Genomic DNA, 19,822 nt, shown 5'->3' with positions numbered 1-19,822 from the left:
GCGATCTCGGGTGGGTGTACGTCGGAATCTTGGGTGAAGAGTTCGTTGAAGCCGTCTCAGTAATCGTGTCTGACAAAGATGGTGGGCCCTTGATTCGCGAGATCGAATGGGGGCGCCCTTGATGGAAGGCAGCGGCATGCCATGCGCGCCAGGCGCACTGGCAATCCCCGGTCACCAACGCGCCCCATCTTTTGGGACGGTCACATCGGAGTGACCCGCGGTCACTACGGGCGCGTTGACCTTTGATCATGATGTCACCGGATCGGTCGGCGAACTCAGCAGCTCAGGCTTCGGCCAACGCGGGTTTGAGTTGGGCACCGGCCGGGATCTCCCCGTCCTTGACGTATCGCCACAGTGCGATGGCTAGGCGCCTGGCCATGGCGATGATGCCCACCCGCCGCACCCGGCCGCCGGCGCTGGCAAAGCGCCGGTTGAACCAGAGCGTCAAGTCGCTGTCCGGCTGGAAGCGCAGCCAGCTCTAGGCGAGTTCGGTCAGCAATGCTCGGACGCGCCGGTTAACATCGGGAAAGCGCTAGGTTTCCCGTTCAATCCCACATCAGTCGGTCACGCGTGCATGCAGCATCAGCGCCTCAAACGGCCGCAATGCAAGCGTCTGAGACGCGTCTCGTGAGCGCTCCGGCCAGTTTCCGAGGACTCGCCGGTAGGCGCGCCCCACGATGTCCGAGGGCGTCGCGATCGTTGCTTCTCTCGCCCTGAAGTTGCAAATCACCAGCAACCGTTCATCTCCCAATGCACGCGCATAGACGTAGACGTCCGGATTCTCGGCATCCAGCAACGCGTATTGCCCATGGACGAGCACTGGCATTTCCCGCCGAAGTTCGATCAGGCTGCGGTAGTAGTGGTAGACGGATTCCTCGTCAGCGACGGCGGCCGCTGCGTTGATCTCGGTGAAGTTCGGATTCACGGCCAGCCAGGGGATGCCGGTGGAGAAGCCACCATGGGGTGCAGTGGTCCACTGCATGGGCGTACGCGAATTGTCTCGGCCCTTCGCACGCACAGCCTGCATGACTTCGGCTCTGTCGATGCCTCGGCCAGTCACGGCATCTGCGTACATGTTGAGCGTCTCGATGTCCTGGCACTCCTCGATGCTCTGGAACGGGAAGTTGGTCATTCCCAACTCCTCCCCCTGGTACACGTAAGGCGTTCCCTTCATGCCGTGAATGAGGGTGGCCAGCATCTTCGCGCTCTCGACCCTGTACTGTCCGTCACAACCAAAGCGAGACAGTGAGCGCGGCTGGTCGTGATTGTTCAGGTACAGGCTGTTCCACCCGGACTCGGCGAGGTCGTCCTGCCATCTCGACAGGGTGACCTTCAGGTCGGACAGGTCGAGCGCTTTCAGGTGCCACTTGCTCTGGCCAGGCTGCGCGTCGAGGTGCATGTGCTCGAACTGGAACAGCATGTCCAGCGCCCCCTGCTCCCGGTCCGTGATGACCCGCGCCAGCTCCGTCGTGGCGCCCGGAGCCTCGCCCACTGTGACGCAGTCGTAGTGGCGCAGCACCTCCTGCTTCATCTCCAGCAGGAAGTCTTGCAGGCGAGGGCCGTTGAGGCTCATGCCGAAGCCAGGTTGCAGGAAGCCCGGCCGCACTCTCGGCGCGTCGGGCAGCGTGCCGTCCGGCTGCCATGGCTTGGAGATCATGTTAATGACGTCCATCCGGAAACCGTCTACCCCCTTGTCCAGCCAGAAGCGCATCAGGTTGTGCACCTCGCGGCGCACCCGCGGGTTCTCCCAGTTCAAGTCGGGCTGTCGCTTCGAGAACATGTGCAGGAAGTATTCGCCTGTCGGCTCGTTCCACTCCCAGACCGAACCGTTGAATGCGGCCTCCCAGTTGGTGGGATGGTTCGGTTCACGCCCTTCGACTGGGTCCGCCCAGATGTAGAAGTCGTGGTACGGGTTGTCACGCGACAAGCGTGCCTGGCGGAACCACTCGTGCTCGTCGGAGGTGTGATTGACGACGAGATCCATCATCAGGCGAATGCCTCTGGCGTGCATCTGCTCCAACATGTGCTCGAAGTCCTGCATGGTGCCGAACTCCGGCATGATCGCCCGGTAGTCGCTGATGTCGTAGCCATTGTCGTCGTTGGGCGACTGGTAGATCGGCGAGAGCCACACGATGTCCACGCCCAGCGTCTTAAGATAGTCGAGCTTCGAGGTGATGCCCGGCAGGTCGCCGATGCCATCGCCGTTGCTGTCGCAAAAGCTGCGCGGGTAGATCTGGTAGACGACGCTCGATTGCCACCAGGGCGACGGGTTCAGGTTCACGGGATTCATTCAGGTCAATGGGGAAGCTGGGGCGTGCGGGGACAGGCGTTGCCGTGATCGTCGAAGACATGCAACGCTTCGCGAAGTAGCTGGATCTGTATCTGCTGGCCGACGGCGCGGCTCGCGTCGCCTTCCACCCGCACGGTGACGGCGAGGGCACCGCCGAGCGACAGGTAGAGCAGCGTGGCGTCGCCCAGCCGTTCGACATGGGTGACGCTGCCGCGCATGAGCGCGCCTTCGCCGGATTCGGCAACCACGACGTGCTCGGGCCGGATGCCGACCAGGACGTTGGCGCGCGCGGGCAGGTGCGTGGCATCGACTGCGGCCTCGACCTCTTGGCCCAGCACCTCGAACGTCGCGCTCGCCGGATTTGCACGCAGCAAGCGCGCCGGCAGCAGGTTGATGCGCGGAGATCCGATGAACTCCGCGACGAAGCGGCTGCGCGGGCGGTGGTAAAGATCCATTGGGGTGCCGACCTGCGCGATGCTCAGCTGCTCCTCGATTCGAGGCCCGGTGTTTAGCAGCACCACCTTCTGGGCCAACGTCATGGCTTCGACCTGGTCGTGCGTGACGTAGATCATGCTGCTCGAGGCCATTTCGCGGTGCAGCTTGGCAATCTCGAGACGGGTCTGCACACGCAACGAAGCATCGAGATTGGAAAGAGGCTCGTCGAACAGGAAGACGCGAGGCTGTTTGACGATCGCACGGCCGATCGCCACGCGCTGCCGCTGCCCCCCGGACAGCGCCTTCGGCAGCCGATCAAGCAGCGGCGTGAGTTGCAGGATCTGGGCTGCCTCGCGCACCTTCTTGTCGATCGCCACTTTGTCCGCGCCGATCGTCCGCAAGCCGAAGGCCATGTTCTCGTAGACCGTCATGTGCGGGTACAGAGCGTAGCTCTGGAAGACCATCGCGACGCCGCGCTTCGCGGGCGCAATGTCGTTGACCCGCTGATCGCCGATCAGCAGGTCTCCCGAGGTGATCTCCTCGAGGCCGGCGACCATGCGCAGCAGCGTGGACTTGCCACAGCCAGAGGGGCCGACGAAGGCACAGAACTCGCCTTGCTCGATTCGCAGGTCGACCTTGTTGATCGTGAGCGGGAGGCCGTGCGAGAAGCGCTTGGAGACCTGCTTGAATTCGATGGTGGACATCTTGTCTTTCAGTTTTCTGGCGGCATTCAGCCCTTGACAGCGCCGGCGGTGAGGCCGGAAACAATGCGGCGTTGGAACACAAGTACAAGCACCAGCAGTGGCACCGTGACGAGGGTCGACGCCGCCATGAGGCTGCCCCATGGAATCTCGAACGCGCTCTCGGCCGAGATCATCGAGATGCCCACGGGCACCGTGCGCTGGTTGTCGTCGGCGATGAAGGTGAGCGCGAACAGAAATTCGTTCCATGCGCCGATGAATGCCAGCAGCGTGGTCGAGACCAGTGCCGGCGTCAGCAGCGGCATGAAGACTCGGAAGACGATGCGCAGTGGTCCGCACCCATCCATGATCGCGGCCTCCTCGAGGTCGACCGGCAACTGCTTCATGAAGCTGGTCAGCAGCCACACGGTGAACGGCAGCGTGAATGCCGCATAGGGCACGGTCAGTCCGATCGCCTTGTTGTACAGGCCCAGTGCCTGCATCAGCTCGAACATGCCCGAGAGCACTGCGACCTGGGGAAACATCGAAACGCCCAGCATGGTCATCAGTAGAAGTCCGCGGCCGCGAAAAGAGATCCGGCCGAGCGCGTACGACGCCGTGATTGCAAACAGCGTCGCAATGCCGACCGACACCGTTGCGACCATCAGCGAATTTGCCATTTGCCGCCCGAACGGCTGCGTGCCCTGGAACAGGCGCGCGTAGTTGCCCAGCGTGGGATGCGCAGGAACGAGCGATGGGTTGAACAGGTCGGTCCCCACCTTGAGTGACGTGGCCACCATGTAGATGAACGGGCCGACGCACACGAAGACAACGAGTGCCGACAACAGGTAGATGCCTGCGAGGCGCATGACGGCGGCTCTTCTCACGATTTCTCCAGGAGACGGACGCCGGCGGCCTTCATGAACAGCCATGCGGACAGCAGGATGATGAAAAACAGCGAGGTTGATGCCGCGGAGCCAAAACCGATGTCGCCGTTCTCGACCATCGCGCTCCGGACGAACCCCGACATGCTCACCGTGCTTGCGCCGTTGGACGTCAGCACGTAGATCAGGTCGAATACGCGCAGAGCGTCCAGGATACGGAACACCACTGCCACCAGCAGCGGCTGCCGGATGAGGGGCAGCGTGATCCGGAAGAACACGCGCAGCGGATGGACGCCGTCGACGCGTGCCGCCTCGTAACACTCCTTGGGGAGGGTCTGCAGCGCGGCCAGGATCAGCAGCGCCATGAAGGGCGTGGTCTTCCAGACGTCGACGGCGACGACCGACCACAGCGCCAGTGACGGTTCGGCCGTCCAGGCGATGTGCGCGTGCGTGATGCCGAGCCAGGCAAGCAGCGCGTTGATCGCACCGAACTGGTCATTGAGCATCCAGCCCCAGACCTTGGCCGATACGATGGTGGGAATCGCCCAGGGCACGAGGATCGCGGTGCGGACGAACGCGCGTCCCGGAAACTCCATGTTCAGCAGCAGAGCGATCCCCAGCCCAAGCACCGATTCGATCGCCACGGAGACGATCGCGAACCGGAACGTATTGCTGATGGCGACACCCCAGTCGCTTGCCCAAAATCCGTCGACGTAGTACCTGTTGCCGAAGAGGCCGGCGTCGCCGAAGTAGTTCGCCAAGCCGATGACGTGGGACGCGGAGAGGTCGTTGATGTTGGCGTCGGTGAGGCTGAAGTAGATGGAACGCCCCAGCGGCCAGGCCGCAACCAGCAGGAGCAGCAGGACGACGGGCGCGACGAAGAGCCAGGCGGTTCGAGTTCGTGAAGAGGACATGTTCGGGTTCCGGAGATCCGCGCTCACCAGCGCGATCGCTCGATCTGGTGCAGCTTGGCGTCAAGGCGGCGCATGGCCTGGTCAGCGGGCGAGCGGCCGGACAGCACGTCGTTGGCCGCATTGGCGATGGCCCTGCTGACCGCCGGATACTTCATGCCCGTGGATACCGAGGGGCGCGCCACGGCGTTGTCGAAGACGTTGGAGAGGCCGGCCATGAACGGATTGGCCGAGATGACGTCCGGATCCCGATACAGTGCCGGCCGCGTTGGGTTGAAGCCACCTTCGATCGCGCGGCGCTTCTGGACTTCGGCACTCGTCATGTACATCACGAGATCGGCCGCCAGGTCGACATGCGCCGAATAGCGGGACACAGCAAGGTGCCACCCACCGAGGGCGGCGGCAGGTCTGGCATCCGGGCCGCCTTTGGGCAGCAGCGCGACGCCGACGCGTGAACGGACGGGACTGTCATCCGTGGTGACGAGTTTCCACGCGTACGGCCAGTTGCGCATGAAAGCGGCGTTCCCGCTCTGGAATACACCCCGCGCATCCTCCTCTTCGTAGTTCAGGACGCCGCGCGGCGAGATGCTGCCCACCCACGAAGCGGCCATGCCCATCGCCGCGACCGCGCGCGGGTTATCGACGGTGATGTGACCTTCGCTGTCCACGATGGTGTCGCCGCCGTAGCTGGCAATCCACTCCACCGCGTTGCATGTCAGTCCTTCGTATGCCTTACCCTGGAAGACATACCCGTAGAAATCGGCATGTCCCGCGGCGCGCTCGCCGGACCGGATCGTCTGAGCGGTCGACTTGAGCTCGCTCCACGTGGTCGGCACTGGGAGCCGATACTTCTCGAGAAGGTCCTTGCGATAGAACAGCAATCCGGCGTCGATGTACCAGGGCATTGCAACCAGCCGGCCCTGGACCGTCATCGCATCGATGATGGCGGGGAAATTCTGGGAGAGCTGATCTTTGGCGTAGGGACGCAGGTCCACCAGATGATCCTTGAGGATGCCGGGCCAGACCGTGTCGATGCGGACCACGTCGATCGCAGGCGACTTTGCAGCAAACAGTTGCCGATACAGCGAGAGCGCATCCATCGCGCTGGTCGGTTGCGAGAATGTCTTGACGATATTGCCGGTGCGGCGCGCCCATTCGTCGGCGTGGCGCTTGCACAGCTCCATCTCCGCGCCGCCACTACCGCACGCGATGGTCAGCGTGGCGCCCATCCCGGCCGAGGCGAACGAGACCAGCAGCAGTCCTGCCAGTGCCTGGCCGATCAAAGCGGCCTTCCGATTCCATAAAGTCAATGTCAACCTCGTCCTGATGAGTGAGCGAGAGGGCAGCCGCCCAGGCCCCCGAGCACTCCCTTGAGATGACTCCCCTCAAGGAGGGGCCGGCAGTGTTGGGAATGGTGCGACTCGACTCGATGGCGCCTTTCGTGCCGGTGCTGCCCCCTCTACGCGCATGGCCGAGAGCGTCGAGTCGATGACGCACTCATTCGCTGGGTCGACGCAATGGCTGAAAAGTTTACGGTACGCAATCGATTGCGCTTGCAGTGTAAACCCTATATACCGATGGTGCGGTGCACTTCGCCACTGGTTTACGCAAGCGTTTGCGTAGTCGAGCTCACCAAATGCTAGACTTCGATGAACAAGACAGCTCCATATGCCCAGGTCCAAGAATCGACAGCGCGAACCCTCTGCAATCCCAGAGGGTGCTCAAATCACTAGAAAGCCACAGATGTCCGACATTGCTCGCCTGGCGGGCGTGTCGGTCGGATCGGTCTCGCGTGCGCTCAATGGAAGCCCGGAGATTGGCGAGGAAACTAGGCAGCGCATCGTGGAGCTAGCGCGTAGCCTGAACTACACCGTCAATGTCGGGGCGCGCAACCTGCGCCGCGGGCACAACCGCACCATCGCGGTCATCGCGCCATTTCTACCGTCGGACACTCAGCGCCTGACAGACCCTTTTCTTTGGGGTCTCATCGGCGCCATCGCCGAGGAGCTGACGGCGAACGGGTACCAGATGCTGCTGTACCGGATGGACAGCACGAAGATGGAAATCGCCGATCCCGTCGAGACCGGGGCTGCTGCCGGCCTGATCGTCACGGGCCAATGGCTATCGCACGACAAGGCAAACGCCTTGGCCATCGCGCGCGTGCCGTTTGCGATGTGGGGGGCTGAACGTCCGCGACAGCTCTACTGCACTGTCAGTAGCGACAATCTCTTTGGCGGGCGATGTGCGACGGAGCATCTGCTCGGTCTTGGGAAGCGGCGAATCGCATTCGTCGGCGATACCAGGACGGACGAAATCCGCCTGCGCCACGAGGGCTATCTGGCGGCGCACCGCGCGCATGGCGTGGCGCCGGATCCACGGCTGGAATTGCACTCGATGTTCGACAACGTCGTCTTGCGACGCGAATTGACGGAGCTCCTGGATGCCGACATCGGGTTCGATGCGGTATTCGCAGCCGGCGACATGGCCGCGATAGAAGTCATGCGGCTCCTTCAGAAGCGCGGGCGTCGGATACCGGAAGACGTTTCGGTGGTCGGCTATGACGACATCGCGGTCGCGGACCTGGTCACGCCGGCTCTCACAACCGTGCGCCAGCCGCTCGCCGACGCGGGAAAGGCGCTCGTCGATGCGGTGATGAGCCAGATTCAGGAGAAGACTGTCGCGCCGCGTGTTCTCTCGACCAGCCTGGTCGTGCGATCCTCCACCGCCTGAGGCGATTGCGCGCCCGGATCCAATGGAATCGAACGACCAACGGGCACAGGTGTCTTTTCGTCGGGCATGAAGGAGTGCCTCTTCGCCTGGAGATGAGATACGCCAGGCGGCAGCTCGATCGCCATGCGCTGGTCGCAAAACCGGGCCCAGCGCGAGCTGGGCCTACGGCGAGGGCAAGCCTGCGCAGCGCAGCTGCAATACGTCAGCGGCTCGGTCATTGGCTTGGCGTCGCGTGTATTCCGTTTTTGGAGCATTGTTTGGAAGTCGAACACCGCGCCGCATCGCGACAGGGTTCATCGTCAACGTTCGGAATGGGGAATGGGCGGCGTGGCGAGCGGTGACACGGCCGCCCGCGCATCAGTGCAATATCACCACAGGCCTCGCAGCGACGGGTAGAGCAGGAGGCTCCGACTGAATCCGCGCGATGAGCGTCGCTCAGCGGCGCGGCGTCTGGCGCGGCGCTCAACATCGCTTTCTCGCTAGGGACGACGCAATCGGTTGCGACCGTGCCAGGTCACCCGGCAGCACAACGCTCGATGGTTTGAGTCTGCCCGCGCTCAACTCTGGGATTGTCCCATTCGCCTCCGATTCAGGCGAGTCGAGTTGGTCGGGATTCCCCTAGCAACGCAATCGATTGCGCGACGGACAATGGGCCATGTCGCCATCGGGCTTGGCGACATCGGAGAGCCGGGCCACCGGATCAGCGATACATCAGGCGCTCAAGAAAGCGACGACTATGAAGAAATTCGAAAAGGCTACGGCTGCACTCGCGCTGCTCGCGGGCATTGCCAGCGCTCACGGCGCAGAGGGCGTCGAGTTCAGCGGCTACCTTCGCGGAGGCGGCAATGCCAGCAACCTTGGCGGCGGTTCGGCCTGCTTCCGGTTGCCTGGTTACGGCAGCGGCACCGGTACGGGCACTGGAACTGGTGCAGCCGGATTTCGCCTTGGAAACGAGTGCGACTTCTATCTGTCGAACAAGATCGGCGTCCCCTTCGGTTCAGAGGGTGGTACCGACTTCCGTGGCGTCTACGAATTCAGCGTGGCTCCGCAGGGTCTCCAGAAGGACGAGCAGTCGGTCTTCACCAACAAGTCGCTCTACGTTGAAGCGATCGACATCGGGGCGGGTTCGGGCGTGGACATGCTCAGCGGCGTCAACGTCTGGGTCGGAAAGCGGCAGCCCAAACTGCAAGACGTGCACATCCTCGACCTGTGGTACGTCGGCGCTTCCGGCATCGGACTTGGATTGGACAACGTCTACACCCCGGTGGGCACGTTCTCCTATGCACTTCTGCGCAACGTCGAAGGTGACGTGAACTGGATGGGAGGGATCGGAACAGACAACCCGACGATAGATAGCACGGCTGGCGGAATCGCGACGGTCAACCACCAGTTCACGCTCGATGGCATTCCCACCAACCCGGGCGGCAACGTGATGCTGAACCTCGACGTCGTGCGCAAGAACAATCGCGATTTCGTTCTCGCCAGCAAGAACGGCGTGGCCTTCACGGCGCAGCACGAACAGAAGTCGCCCTTTTCGCTCGGCGGATCCAACAGGCTCGCTCTCCAGTACGCCCGGGATGCGGCTGGTCTGGACGGACAGGCGCTCACTGGATTCACGGACTCCATGAAATCGTGGCGAGTGCTGGACGTGCTCACTATCGAGCCAAAGGGAGTGCCGCTCAGTGCGTCGTTTGTCGGGCTCTATCAGCACACGACGCTGAACGACACGCCCGGATCGCAGTACGCCGTGGGCATGCGACCGATCTACCACTTCAACAGGTTGATGAGCCTTGCCGTGGAGGTGGGGCAGATCGGCATCAAGAGCGGAGATGGTCCGACGCGTCGGCTGAACAAGCTGACGATCGCGCCACAGCTTTCCAAGGGAACCGGCTTCTGGGCGCGTCCGACTCTGCGCGTGTACTACACCTACGCCAAATGGAACGACGCCGCGGCTGCATCGGGCAGCGTCGCGTGCACCGCTCGGGATTGCTCGACCGCATTGCCCGTCTACAACGACATGCGATCCGGCTCGAGCATCGGAGCCCAGGTCGAAGCATGGTGGTGATCGTCAATCGACTAGCTCACCCTTGAAGACTGCTTGGAGACACTCATGACTTTCACTTCTGGTTGGCTGCCCGCCTGGCGCAGCAACCGCCGTTTCGCCTGGCTCCTCACGGCCTTCGTTCTCGTTGCCGGCCTCATGGGTTGTGGCGGGGGCCGCGACCCGAAGCCCAACCCGCTCGGCTACACGCCGAATCTGCGTGGTTCGTTCAACGGCTGGGGAACCCTGGCCATGACGTGGGACGGCGAACGTGGTGTGTTCTACGCTCGCGGCGTCAACGCCGGATCAACGAGCGACAGCGATCCGCGCCGGTTCAAGTTCGCCGCCAACGGCAGCGACCAGTGGCTGGACCAGTTCAGCACGGCTGCCAACGGTTCTCCGGCGTTCCTCGCATTTGCAGGCGGCACGGCCTCGGCCACGGTTCAGCACTACAGCGACGGTGCCGACATCCGGCTGCCCCTCAGCACGGATGGTGTCAATCCCTCTGGAGATGGAGTCACGCTGGATTTCGAACTCGTTCCCGCGGACGATGGAAAGAGCGCCGCATTGACGGTTACCGCGCACGGTGCGCAGGGCGTACCCTATCCATACGGGCACCTAAACCTGGTGGGCGCCGCATGGGGATGGGATGCCAGCCCGAGTGGCCTGGTGATGACCTGGGATGCGGCCAACAACGCTTTCGTTCTCAACAAGGTGCCGGTTGGCACGGGTGAGTTCAAATTCGTCACCGACGGCTTCGCGTATCCGATCTCGTTCGCTGGCAATGACGGGGACCCTCCGCAGGACATCGGGCAATTCATCAGCGGCGTCCTGACAAATGCCGCGCTGGTGCAGACCGCCCAGGTGCGCAAGATGAACATGCCCGCGGCGCCGAGCGGGACCACCTCCTTGAGCTTTCGCCTGACGCCGAACGATGCGAGTGCGGCAGCGTGGACACTCACGGTCACTGCTAATCAAGATCCGAAGATCAATCCCTTGGGATACACGCCAAACCTGCGAGGCTCGTTCAACAGCTGGGGCGTCCTTCCGATGACCTGGGACGGCGTGCGCGGCGTGTTCTATGCTTACGGTGTTCAGGCTGGCCCCACCAGTTCCACCGACCCGCGCCGCTTCAAGTTCGGCGCCAATGGCAGCGACCAGTGGCAGGACCAGTTCAGCCTTGCTGCCAATGGCTCTGCCGCGGTGCTCACCTTTGTCGGGAATAGCGCTTCCTGGCCGACGCAGCACTATGCCAATGGCGCCGACATGGCTCTGCCGCTCAGCACTGACATTGCCGACCCTTCAGCGACCGGAGTGACGCTGGACTTCGAGCTGGCACCGAGTGCCGACGGCACGAGCGCGACGCTCAGCGTCACGGCTCATGGGGCGGAAGGGGTTCCGTATCCCTATGGGCACCTCAACCTGGTGGGCGGAGCTTGGGGCTGGGATGCGAGCCCTACTGGCCTGGTGATGGCCTGGGACGCCGCAAGCCACACTTTCAATCTCGACAACGTGCCCGTCGGCACGGGCGAATTCAAGTTTGTCACCGACGGATTCACATACCCGATTTCGTTTGCGGGGAACGACGGGGATCCATTGCAGGACATTGGTACCTTCGTCAACGGCGTCCTGACGAACAATTCGCTCGTGCAGACCGATCCGGTGCGCAAAATGAACATGCCGTCGGCGCCGAGTGGCACGACCTCCTTGAGCTTGAGCTTGGCGCCGAATGATCCGCATGCCACCACGTGGACGCTGACCGTCACCGCCAAGCCCTGAGAGGCAACCATGCAACTGAAAATGCAGTCTTCGCCAATCTGCGTGGGTCGCCGTCGTCTGGTCTTCGCCAGCGTATTGTGCGGAATGGCGCCACTGCAAGCTCGCGCGACGGCCTCGTCACCCGCATCGTCCGACGCGCTGGCCGCGACAGGCGCTGGGCGGCTTCCGTATGATCTCTACCTGCCCAGCACCATGATTGGCTGGAGCTTCGACGCGTCGACGAAGTTTCATTTCGATGAAGCACGCGGGATATACGTTCTGCGATCTGCGCAGGCCGGCGCATTTGATCCCAGCGATCCGAGGCGATTCAAGATCAGCGGCGCGGACTGGGCACATCAATTCGGATTGGGGCCGAACGGCAGCACCCCAGCGCAGCGTGCAACCCTGCAATTCGTCGGCTCTGCTGCAAGCACCACGCTGAATAGTTACCCAGATGCCAGCGACACGCTGCTGCCCTTGGACTCTGACTCGGTCGACGGGAGCGAAGAAGTTCTGCTGGACTTCGAGCTCAAGGTGCTCGAAAGCGCCCTTCGCCCGCGTCTGCACCTTGCCATCGAACGCCGTTAGGAATTGAAGCCGGTCGCTCTCCCAGAAGCCGGCCAAAGGAATATCGTATGTTGAATGCGCTGTACCGACGCATGGTTCTGACTTGCGTGCTCATTGCCTCAATCGCCGTGCCGTCGATTGCCAGTGCCGGCCAGGCGCAACCGCAGATTGCGCAAAGCGAGACCTTGCGAACATGGTGGCATGCCGAGGCTGAAAGGAACGATCGCACGCCTGTGGCCGACGGCAATGTCCGGCAGTCGCGCATCTACGAAATCTCGGTCGCAACAGCGAAGCAACCCGATCGGAAGTTCGATGCCTTCACCTACCTTGCGATCCCGCGCTCGGGCCTCGGCAAGCCCGGCTACAGCGACGAAGACGGCGCCGAATTCGCCTCCCAGGCTGGCATGACAATGAGCTGGGCAAGCTTTCTGTATGGCGAGGACACCTGGGTAGAGGTGCGGACGCAAGGTGCCTTCGACTTGAAGTCGGTGGACGAAGTAGCCATCCGCCCGGCGCATCTCGAGTGGAAGAAGGAGCTCGTCAATTCGCATGCGGTGCGCATCCTCGTGCCCTACGCCGAGGCTGGTCAACGCTTCTCGGTGGAGTTCGCGCCGGATTTGGTGACGAGCTACAACGACATGAAAGGCACTTCCGGCCGCCTCACCACGCAACCCGGCCCGGGCCGCCGCGCGATCAACACAGAACCGCACAATGCGCTGATGATTTTTGCTGAGCCGATGCGGCTTGCTGCATCGTGGGAGCCGGATGTCGCGGGTCGCAGAGTCCACTATCCAGCGCCAGGCGTGGTGAGGGATCTGAGCAAGCTGGATGCAGAAATCCTGTATTTCCGCCCAGGCGTCTACTCGATGCCTGCGGATACTCACGGGATGATGCCGGCAAGTGTGCAATGGGTCTACCTGGCGCCAGGCGCCTACGTGAAGGGTACTTTTCAATTCCCATCGACGCAGCAAAAGCTTTGGATCACCGGGTCGGGAGTGCTCTCATCTGAGAAGTATCCGTACGAGACGGATCGGGCCAATGGCTACCGTCACAGGACGGCGTCGGCACCAAACTGCCACCGAACGTGTGTGAAGCTACTCGAGTTCGAGGCCGGTCCAGAAGGCCAGCAACTCCAGATGCACGGCGTGACGCTTGCAAATCCGTCGTACCACTCGTTCGTGGCGTATGGCAACGAAGACGGCTTCAAGATGAACGTGAGCCATACCAAGCTTGTGGGCAGTTGGTACTGGCAGACTGACGGCTTCGAGCTCTACAACGGTGGCACCCTGTCGCATGTGTTCTTCCATGCCAACGACGATGTGATCAAGGCCTATCACAGCGACATCTCGGTCGACGATGTCCTTGTCTGGAAGGGCGAGAACGGTCCGGTGATTCAGTTCGGATGGATACCTCGCAACATCCATAGCGTCCGAATCAAAGGCATCGATGTGATCCATAACCGGATGTACTGGAAGGACGTCAAGCTCAACACATGCCTGGTCAACGCGGCTTCCGACTGGAAGAACATGAGTTCAAATCGAACAGCCGACACGGCGATGACTATCCAGGATGTGGTGGTTGAGGATTTTCGATCAGAAGGTATGAGTCCGTGCGCCATTCGGCTTTATGCGCTGTCGAACTACAAGAACATCGAGATTCGTGGGCTATCGATAGAACGATGGAATCAGCTTGATGCGACCTCACTTGTGAGTCACCTCAAGGCTTACAACGACACTGACGGGAATCCGGTTCAATTCGACGGCGTCGCGCTGAAGATCAGTGATTTCAAGGTCGGCGGACAGCATGTGGTCGATCCAATCCTTGGTCGATTGCGATTCGACTCGCATCTCGCTTCGCACTGGTCGCTGCAGTAGTTGAGCTGCACTGATCTGTCTTCCGAGCGCGACGCCTGTGCGAATTACGGCCAAGTTGACGCCTTCCGCGTGGCCTAATCGCCATCGCCTTCCATATATCGTTACGCCATCAGCGGTGCCCGATGTCGGGTGTGCGGCCGGAAGCAGACAGAGCTTTCGGCGAACTGCAGGCCCGGTTCCGCTGCCCATGAGTCCTTCAAGGGCCGACCTTAGGGGCCAGAACGGTCACCGCCGAGGTGCAAATGCATGGCTTTCCGAATGTCCGGTTCCGGGCGTCGAGATCGATCATGTGGACTTCGCCATTGGGTCGGCGTCGGCCTGGTCGCCGACGCCGACAGACGTCGGCTATGCTGCGCTCAGCGGTCGATCGGAGGTTGGCGCGCCTCGAGCGCTTCGTCGGCGGTGACCCGGTCGCAAGTCGGCGCGGAAATAGACGGTCGTGACAGTCCGCTCTGCCGCCATCGCCCTGCATCATCCCGTGCGCGTTGCCCTCGCGTCGTATGAGCGTTCAGTTGCCGATCCCTCGGCACGCTGCAGCTTGCGATGGCGGCGTGCAGGCGAGAGAGACGGAGCCAGAGACGCCATCAACGCTGCGGCGGCCACCAAAGTCCAAAGGCCAGCTTGGAAGCTGCCGGTTCGATCCCGCAGGAATCCGAGGGTGAGAGGCCCGAGCGCTCCCAGAAGGTAGCCGACGAATAGGACAAAGGACGTCCACGAATTGGCCTCATCCGGGCTCGAGGCGTTGTCCAGCGGAAGTGTCATGCCAAGCGAGAACGACGCGCCGACACCGCACGCCGCCATGGGGATGGCCACCAGGGGCATGAACGTTGGCGCGACTGCGATTACAAGGAGCCCGACGAGCGCGATGCCGGCGAACAGTCCGATCAGCCGTCGTCGATCCTCGCGCCTGGAAAGCAAGGCCGGTAGCGGATTGGACAACATGAACGCCATCGTGAAGCTGGCGAGCAGCATCCCTGCGTATGCCTGCGTCGCACCCAACTCCCGAAACATCGGCGCGATCCAGGACAGGAAACCAAAGAACAGGAAGTTGTTGGTTGCGAAGTAGACTGCCACCAGCCAGGCGCTTGCGCGGCCCAGCGGATGGCGATGCGCTCTGGCAACTGCTGAGACAGGAGCCAGTCCGATTCCCTCGGACCGGGACACGACCCACCATGCCGCGATCGCGGTCAGCCCCGGCAGCGCCCAGACGCCCGTTCCGAGTCGCCAACCGCCAAGTGCAGCGAGGGGCGCGGTCGCGGCTGCGGCCAGCGTGCTGCCAAGGCCAATCGACATTGCGTATAGACCCATGAGCAATGGCACCTGCTGCGGAAAGCGGGCCTTCACGAAGCCCGAGATCAGGGCACCGGCGACCGCGATACCCGCGCCCACGCCTGCCGTGGTGACCATCAGTTGCGTCGTCGTTTCGACGAAGGCCCTGAGTAGCGTGGCGATGCTCAACACGGCGAGTGCGGCCAGGATGACGCGATCCCTGCCCAATCGCCGGGCCAGCCATGGCGCGGGCAGGGCCAGCAAGCCCATCAGGAGGTTGGGGATCGCGGTCAACAGAGAGGCCTGCGCGTTGGATATTCCGAACTCGCCACGAATCTGTCCGAGCAGCGGCCCCACCGACACGATGGCTGGGCGCAGGTCGATGGCGACCAGCACGATGCAGGCGATGCCGGCGGCCAAGGTCAGACCCGAGTTGTCCTTCGCGTCGAGGATTGCGGTACTCTGTTCGTAGCGGGACATCGCGGGCTCGATCGACGGCTTGCTGCCAGGCAAGGCCGTGGACAAGGAGGTTGACATGCTCATCCCTTCGCGATGGGGGCCGGGTTCGGAGGGACGAGGCCGTCTCTGAGTGACGCCGAGATCGCCGCCATCGCGACGCCGATGTCCTGCTGGACACTGCCCGCGCTGGCGCCGACCGCGCCGATGACGGCCCCTTCGGCCAGGACCGGAACGCCTCCGCCGAAGACCACAGTCCGCCCCTCAAGGGCCTGCTGAATGCCGTACAGCTCGCCCGAGGGCTGCGCGAGCGTTGCGAACGCTTCGGTACTCTTGCCGAACATCGCGGCCGTGAAGGCCTTGTTGATCGCCAGACCAACGCAACCGGGTGCGCCGCCCGGTTGTCTGGAGAAGTGCAGCAGGTGGCCGCCGCGGTCGACGACGGCGATGGCGTATGGGACGGCCAACCCGGTCGCATGTGCCTCTGCGGCGGCGACCATGGCCTTCGCATCCGCGAGGGTCAGTGTTTTCACAAGATTCGTCATGGGGTACCCGAGGGTGAATGGAACCCGTCTGCGCCGCTCGTGTAGCGGGCAGCCGGAGTTCAGGAAAGGGATGCGGCGCGCCTCGCGAGGATTTGCGCCGACATCGTTCAGCGCGACAGCTGCGCCATCAAACGCTTCGCCGCCTCCGCGGAAGAGGCCGGGTTTTGGCCGGTGATCAGCAGGCCGTCCTGTACGACGAAGGACTGCCAGTCGGCCGCCCGTTCGAAGCGGCCGCCAAGACGCTTGAGTTCGTCCTCCACGAGGAATGGCACCACGTCGGTCAACTCCACGGCGGCTTCCTCGGAATTGGTGAAGCCGGTGACTTTGAGGCCGTTCACCAGCGGCTGGCCGTCCGTGCGCCTGGCGTGGCGAAGGGCGCCCGGCGCATGGCACACCAGACCCACCGGCTTGCCGGCTTGCAGCGTGGTCTCGATCAGTTTGACCGAGTTCGAGTCTTCGGCCAGGTCCCACAGCGGACCGTGCCCACCGGGATAGAACACCGCATCGAAGCCTTCGTGGGAGACCTGGGCCAGGGGCACAGTGCTTGCCAGCGCGGCCATCGCGTCTGCGTCCGCCTCGAACCGCCGGGTCGCTTCGGTGCGGAACGCTTCAGTGTTGCTCTTGGGGTCCAGCGGCGGCTGGCCGCCTTGGGGCGAGGCCAGCACGATGTCGGCGCCAGCCGCCTTGAACTCGTAGTAGGGGGCTGCGAGTTCTTCCAACCAGAAACCGGTCTTGAGGCCAGTGTTGCCCAGTCGATCGTGGGAGGTCAGGACAATCAGGATCTTCATCTTCATTCCTTTCGGAGTTGCAGTGGCGAGAAAAGAGGACGCCCGGATTGCCACTAATAGACCGGTCGTCTAGTAATTCGGGTCAAAAAAATGCGCTCGTAGCGCATTCCTTCGGCCTCGCTCGATGTCAGGAGCGTTGCAAGTTCAATATCCGGCGCGTCATCTGCAGCGCGGCTTCAAACGGCTGGACGTCTCGGACGATCTTCACCATCACACTCGCGCCCAGCCAAAGTTGGTAGAGGTTCTGCGCAATTTCGTCGGGTCGACCTTCAACTTCCAGTGATCCATCGGCCGTGCCTGCCTCGATGGCGACCGCGATGCGGCCGATGATTTCCGCCGTGCCGGTCTTGAGCGCTTGGCGCATCGACTCGGACAGGTCGGCGACTTCCGCCCCCAGCTTCACGGCCAGGCACTTGCCCTGGCAATCGAAACTCTGCTGCGTCTGAGTCCACTGGCGCCAGTAGTTCATTAGCCGCTGTGCCGCACTTTCGCCTGGCATGCCTAGCGTGCGGTCCATGTCAGTCAAGTAGGCATCGAAATAGTCGGTCAGCATCGCTTCGCCAAGGGCATCCTTGGACTCGAAGTAGTGATAGAACGACCCCTTCGGAACGCTGGCGGAGGTCAAGATCTCATTCAGCCCGACAGCCGAAAAACCTTTGCCGCTCATGATCCGCTGAGCGACGTCGAGGATGTTCCGGCGGGTGTCTGCAGTGGCATGGGCGGGGCGCATGAGTGGAACTATAAGACTAAGTAGACCAGTCGTCTAGTTCTTTTCGCACTTACTTTTTAAATGCAGGGTAGCTGGCCTGCTCGCCGTCGGTGCTTGGGAGCCCTCGTTATCCGCTGGCCGCGTCGGCTTTGAGTCCCTCTCTGCCGATCGTCAAACTTGCGTCAATTTCCGCAGAGCAGCATCAGGTGCCGCCGGCCAGCGCCAGCAATGAACGTCCGGTTTCGGGCGGTCAGGTCGGCCCATTGGATGACGGCTATGGGTCGCCAGCTGCCGAAAGCAGCGCCCGGCAGCGGTCGTTCGCGCTGGTGACCGGGCGGCGAGTCGTTCAAATGCGTTGATCGGCAGGGCTAACGTCCGCTTCACGCCGCGCCTGGCTGTCGGACGCCCGGAGCGCCCGGCAAGCGGACCACGCCTCCACCGCCTTTCGAAGTATTCGCGCACGACGTCAATCGCCTGAGCGGCCGTAGCGGCGGCCACGCAGCACGTCCGGACCCGCTGCTTTGCGGACGTCTGAGCTCACTCGCCCATGGCATGGATCGGCACCAACAGCGAAATCGAATGTCGGGTCTTGGATTGAAATTCCGTTTCAATGGGAAGGGAATGCGATCTCACGGGAGCAGACAACGGTAACGCGTAGGGATCTGCCGAACTCGGGTGAGCAGCCCAGCCACCCAAGATTCAGCCATGCTCAAAAGCTTCCAGCGCATCAAGGGCCTCGGGGTCTTCGCCGACTACTCGCCGCCGGCGGGGATGGTCGACTTCGGCGTCAAGAATCTCATCTACGGATGGAACTACTCTGGCAAGACTACGCTGTCGCGCCTCGTCGCAATGTTGGAGGCCAAGAAGCTCAACCCAGAGCTGCCGCAGTGCTCGTTCACGATCGCGACCGACGCGGGCAACATCAACGAGTCGAACTTCACGACATCCACGCACGTCGTGCGCGTCTTCAACTCCGACTTCATCGCCGACAACCTCAACTTCGCTGGAAGCCACTTCAAGCCCATTCTCTTGCTCGGCTCCGAGTCCGAGGCCGCGCAGAAGGAGATCGAGCGCTGCGAGGCCATGCACAAACGGGCGGCGGAGTTGGCCGCCGCCTTCGCGAAGGAGTCGGGCGACGCGGCCAAAGGCCCTCAGTTCGGCCAAGACCACGTCGTCGGCCCACATCAAAAAGACGGTCGGGCTTGTCGCCGCGTTCGGTTCCACCCAGCTCGAAGCCGAGCTGCGCACCGTCGCCCTCGCGCTTTCTGAGCACACGCTTTCGGAGCAAGCATTCAACGACGACATCAGGCTCGCGCACACGTCTGCGACGGAGGCCGTTGGTCTTTGTGGACTCGCATCCGGCGTCGCTGGACGTAGCCGGCCATCGGATCGAGTCGCGCGGCTGCACCCTGCAGGGGCCTGCGGTGCCACATGCGCATCAGACGCACCGCTCGATGCGTGCGCCTACCAGAACCAACGTGGAACTCGGCGAGCGTATTCATCCCATTGCCGGCCATGACGCTGAGCGAGCCATGGTTCTTCACCGAGGATCACCCGCAGCTGGAATGCGACGACCACGGTGAGCGAATAGAAGTACAGGCCGCTCATCCCGAACGAGACGGACCAGCCGAGCAAGATGAGGGTGACTGCGATGTACATCGGATTTCGCGTATGGCGATACAGGCCGACGATGACGAGGTGAGTCGGCGGCGACCACGGCGCCAGAGTGCCCCTGCCCTGGACGTAGAAGTCCCGGACGCACCAGAGAAGGGCCGCCGTCCCGACGATCAACAAGCCAAAGCCGCTCGGATGGGCCACAGGCGCGTTGCCGGTTAAGACCCAGACGCCAGGGATCGCGAAAGCCACGACGCCAGGGAGTGCGAGA

General features: G+C 62.7%; 17 protein-coding genes. 6 read left to right on the top strand and 11 right to left on the bottom strand.

Annotation, left to right across the window (positions count from 1 at the left end; translation table 11 throughout):
- Positions 1-283: 283 nt before the first annotated feature.
- The 6 genes from VIM98_RS03820 to VIM98_RS03795 form a co-directional block, all read right to left on the bottom strand.
- A complete protein-coding gene (locus VIM98_RS03820) occupies positions 284-448 on the bottom strand; it encodes a hypothetical protein (protein WP_331991769.1) in 165 nt (54 codons plus the stop codon).
- A gap of 108 nt (positions 449-556) precedes the next feature.
- Positions 557-2,281, bottom strand: a complete 1,725-nt coding sequence (locus VIM98_RS03815; protein ID WP_331991768.1) for an alpha-glucosidase — start codon at positions 2,279-2,281, stop codon at positions 557-559.
- Between the two features lie 14 nt (positions 2,282-2,295).
- Positions 2,296-3,429, bottom strand: coding sequence for a sn-glycerol-3-phosphate ABC transporter ATP-binding protein UgpC (locus VIM98_RS03810; protein ID WP_331991767.1), 1,134 nt, complete (start codon positions 3,427-3,429; stop codon positions 2,296-2,298).
- Between the two features lie 26 nt (positions 3,430-3,455).
- The gene (locus tag VIM98_RS03805) at positions 3,456-4,274 is read right to left on the bottom strand and encodes a carbohydrate ABC transporter permease (protein WP_331991766.1); all 819 of its coding nucleotides are present in this window, start codon (positions 4,272-4,274) and stop codon (positions 3,456-3,458) included.
- 14 nt (positions 4,275-4,288) lie between these two features.
- Positions 4,289-5,203: a sugar ABC transporter permease gene (locus tag VIM98_RS03800; protein ID WP_331991765.1), complete on the bottom strand. Its 915-nt coding sequence runs from the start codon at positions 5,201-5,203 to the stop codon at positions 4,289-4,291.
- Positions 5,204-5,226: 23 nt separating this feature from the next.
- Complete coding sequence (locus VIM98_RS03795) at positions 5,227-6,483, bottom strand: ABC transporter substrate-binding protein (RefSeq protein WP_331991764.1); 1,257 nt, start codon at positions 6,481-6,483, stop codon at positions 5,227-5,229.
- 460 nt (positions 6,484-6,943) lie between these two features.
- On the opposite strand from VIM98_RS03795, the gene VIM98_RS03790 reads away from it, so the two are divergent.
- From VIM98_RS03790 to VIM98_RS03770, 5 genes are all read left to right on the top strand, one after another.
- Positions 6,944-7,930: a LacI family DNA-binding transcriptional regulator gene (locus VIM98_RS03790; RefSeq protein WP_331991763.1), complete on the top strand. Its 987-nt coding sequence runs from the start codon at positions 6,944-6,946 to the stop codon at positions 7,928-7,930.
- A gap of 736 nt (positions 7,931-8,666) precedes the next feature.
- Positions 8,667-9,995: a carbohydrate porin gene (locus VIM98_RS03785; RefSeq protein WP_331991762.1), complete on the top strand. Its 1,329-nt coding sequence runs from the start codon at positions 8,667-8,669 to the stop codon at positions 9,993-9,995.
- 45 nt (positions 9,996-10,040) lie between these two features.
- A complete protein-coding gene (locus VIM98_RS03780; protein WP_331991761.1) occupies positions 10,041-11,750 on the top strand; it encodes a hypothetical protein in 1,710 nt (569 codons plus the stop codon).
- Between the two features lie 9 nt (positions 11,751-11,759).
- Positions 11,760-12,317 (top strand): hypothetical protein, encoded by a 558-nt coding sequence (locus VIM98_RS03775; RefSeq protein ID WP_331991760.1) that lies wholly within the window; start codon positions 11,760-11,762, stop codon positions 12,315-12,317.
- A 47-nt stretch (positions 12,318-12,364) separates the two neighbouring features.
- Positions 12,365-14,170: a family 49 glycosyl hydrolase gene (locus VIM98_RS03770; protein ID WP_331991759.1), complete on the top strand. Its 1,806-nt coding sequence runs from the start codon at positions 12,365-12,367 to the stop codon at positions 14,168-14,170.
- Between the two features lie 471 nt (positions 14,171-14,641).
- Here VIM98_RS03770 and VIM98_RS03765 read toward each other — a convergent pair whose 3' ends face one another.
- The 4 genes from VIM98_RS03765 to VIM98_RS03750 all read right to left on the bottom strand — a co-directional run bounded on the left by VIM98_RS03765 (position 14,642) and on the right by VIM98_RS03750 (position 17,958).
- Positions 14,642-15,919: a CynX/NimT family MFS transporter gene (locus VIM98_RS03765; protein WP_331991758.1), complete on the bottom strand. Its 1,278-nt coding sequence runs from the start codon at positions 15,917-15,919 to the stop codon at positions 14,642-14,644.
- A gap of 59 nt (positions 15,920-15,978) precedes the next feature.
- The gene (locus VIM98_RS03760) at positions 15,979-16,440 is read right to left on the bottom strand and encodes a heme-binding protein (protein WP_331991757.1); all 462 of its coding nucleotides are present in this window, start codon (positions 16,438-16,440) and stop codon (positions 15,979-15,981) included.
- Positions 16,441-16,547: 107 nt separating this feature from the next.
- Positions 16,548-17,228, bottom strand: a complete 681-nt coding sequence (locus tag VIM98_RS03755) for a type 1 glutamine amidotransferase domain-containing protein (protein WP_331991756.1) — start codon at positions 17,226-17,228, stop codon at positions 16,548-16,550.
- A 127-nt stretch (positions 17,229-17,355) separates the two neighbouring features.
- The gene (locus tag VIM98_RS03750) at positions 17,356-17,958 is read right to left on the bottom strand and encodes a TetR/AcrR family transcriptional regulator (protein ID WP_331991755.1); all 603 of its coding nucleotides are present in this window, start codon (positions 17,956-17,958) and stop codon (positions 17,356-17,358) included.
- Between the two features lie 684 nt (positions 17,959-18,642).
- Between VIM98_RS03750 and VIM98_RS03745 the strand changes: the two genes are divergently transcribed.
- Complete coding sequence (locus VIM98_RS03745) at positions 18,643-19,206, top strand: AAA family ATPase (protein ID WP_331991754.1); 564 nt, start codon at positions 18,643-18,645, stop codon at positions 19,204-19,206.
- Positions 19,207-19,401: 195 nt separating this feature from the next.
- Here the strand turns inward: VIM98_RS03745 and VIM98_RS03740 are convergent.
- Positions 19,402-19,822 (bottom strand): isoprenylcysteine carboxylmethyltransferase family protein (locus tag VIM98_RS03740; RefSeq protein ID WP_331991753.1); only part of this gene is annotated, 421 nt, incomplete at its 5' end.

This window comes from Dyella sp., assembly GCF_036568765.1.
GTDB lineage: Bacteria > Pseudomonadota > Gammaproteobacteria > Xanthomonadales > Rhodanobacteraceae > GSA-30.
This window is presented reverse-complemented; position numbering and strand designations above follow the sequence as displayed.

Bases quoted from the DNA above. Each gene is read 5' to 3' on its own strand.
- VIM98_RS03810 (WP_331991767.1), bottom strand. From the start codon at position 3,429: ATGTCCACCATCGAATTCAAGCAGGTCTCCAAGCGCTTCTCGCACGGC.
- VIM98_RS03805 (WP_331991766.1), bottom strand. From the start codon at position 4,274: ATGCGCCTCGCAGGCATCTACCTGTTGTCGGCACTCGTTGTCTTCGTG.
- VIM98_RS03800 (WP_331991765.1), bottom strand. From the start codon at position 5,203: ATGTCCTCTTCACGAACTCGAACCGCCTGGCTCTTCGTCGCGCCCGTC.
- VIM98_RS03790 (WP_331991763.1), top strand. From the start codon at position 6,944: ATGTCCGACATTGCTCGCCTGGCGGGCGTGTCGGTCGGATCGGTCTCG.
- VIM98_RS03785 (WP_331991762.1), top strand. From the start codon at position 8,667: ATGAAGAAATTCGAAAAGGCTACGGCTGCACTCGCGCTGCTCGCGGGC.
- VIM98_RS03780 (WP_331991761.1), top strand. From the start codon at position 10,041: ATGACTTTCACTTCTGGTTGGCTGCCCGCCTGGCGCAGCAACCGCCGT.
- VIM98_RS03775 (WP_331991760.1), top strand. From the start codon at position 11,760: ATGCAACTGAAAATGCAGTCTTCGCCAATCTGCGTGGGTCGCCGTCGT.
- VIM98_RS03770 (WP_331991759.1), top strand. From the start codon at position 12,365: ATGTTGAATGCGCTGTACCGACGCATGGTTCTGACTTGCGTGCTCATT.
- VIM98_RS03765 (WP_331991758.1), bottom strand. From the start codon at position 15,919: ATGTCCCGCTACGAACAGAGTACCGCAATCCTCGACGCGAAGGACAAC.
- VIM98_RS03760 (WP_331991757.1), bottom strand. From the start codon at position 16,440: ATGACGAATCTTGTGAAAACACTGACCCTCGCGGATGCGAAGGCCATG.
- VIM98_RS03755 (WP_331991756.1), bottom strand. From the start codon at position 17,228: ATGAAGATCCTGATTGTCCTGACCTCCCACGATCGACTGGGCAACACT.
- VIM98_RS03750 (WP_331991755.1), bottom strand. From the start codon at position 17,958: ATGCGCCCCGCCCATGCCACTGCAGACACCCGCCGGAACATCCTCGAC.
- VIM98_RS03745 (WP_331991754.1), top strand. From the start codon at position 18,643: ATGCTCAAAAGCTTCCAGCGCATCAAGGGCCTCGGGGTCTTCGCCGAC.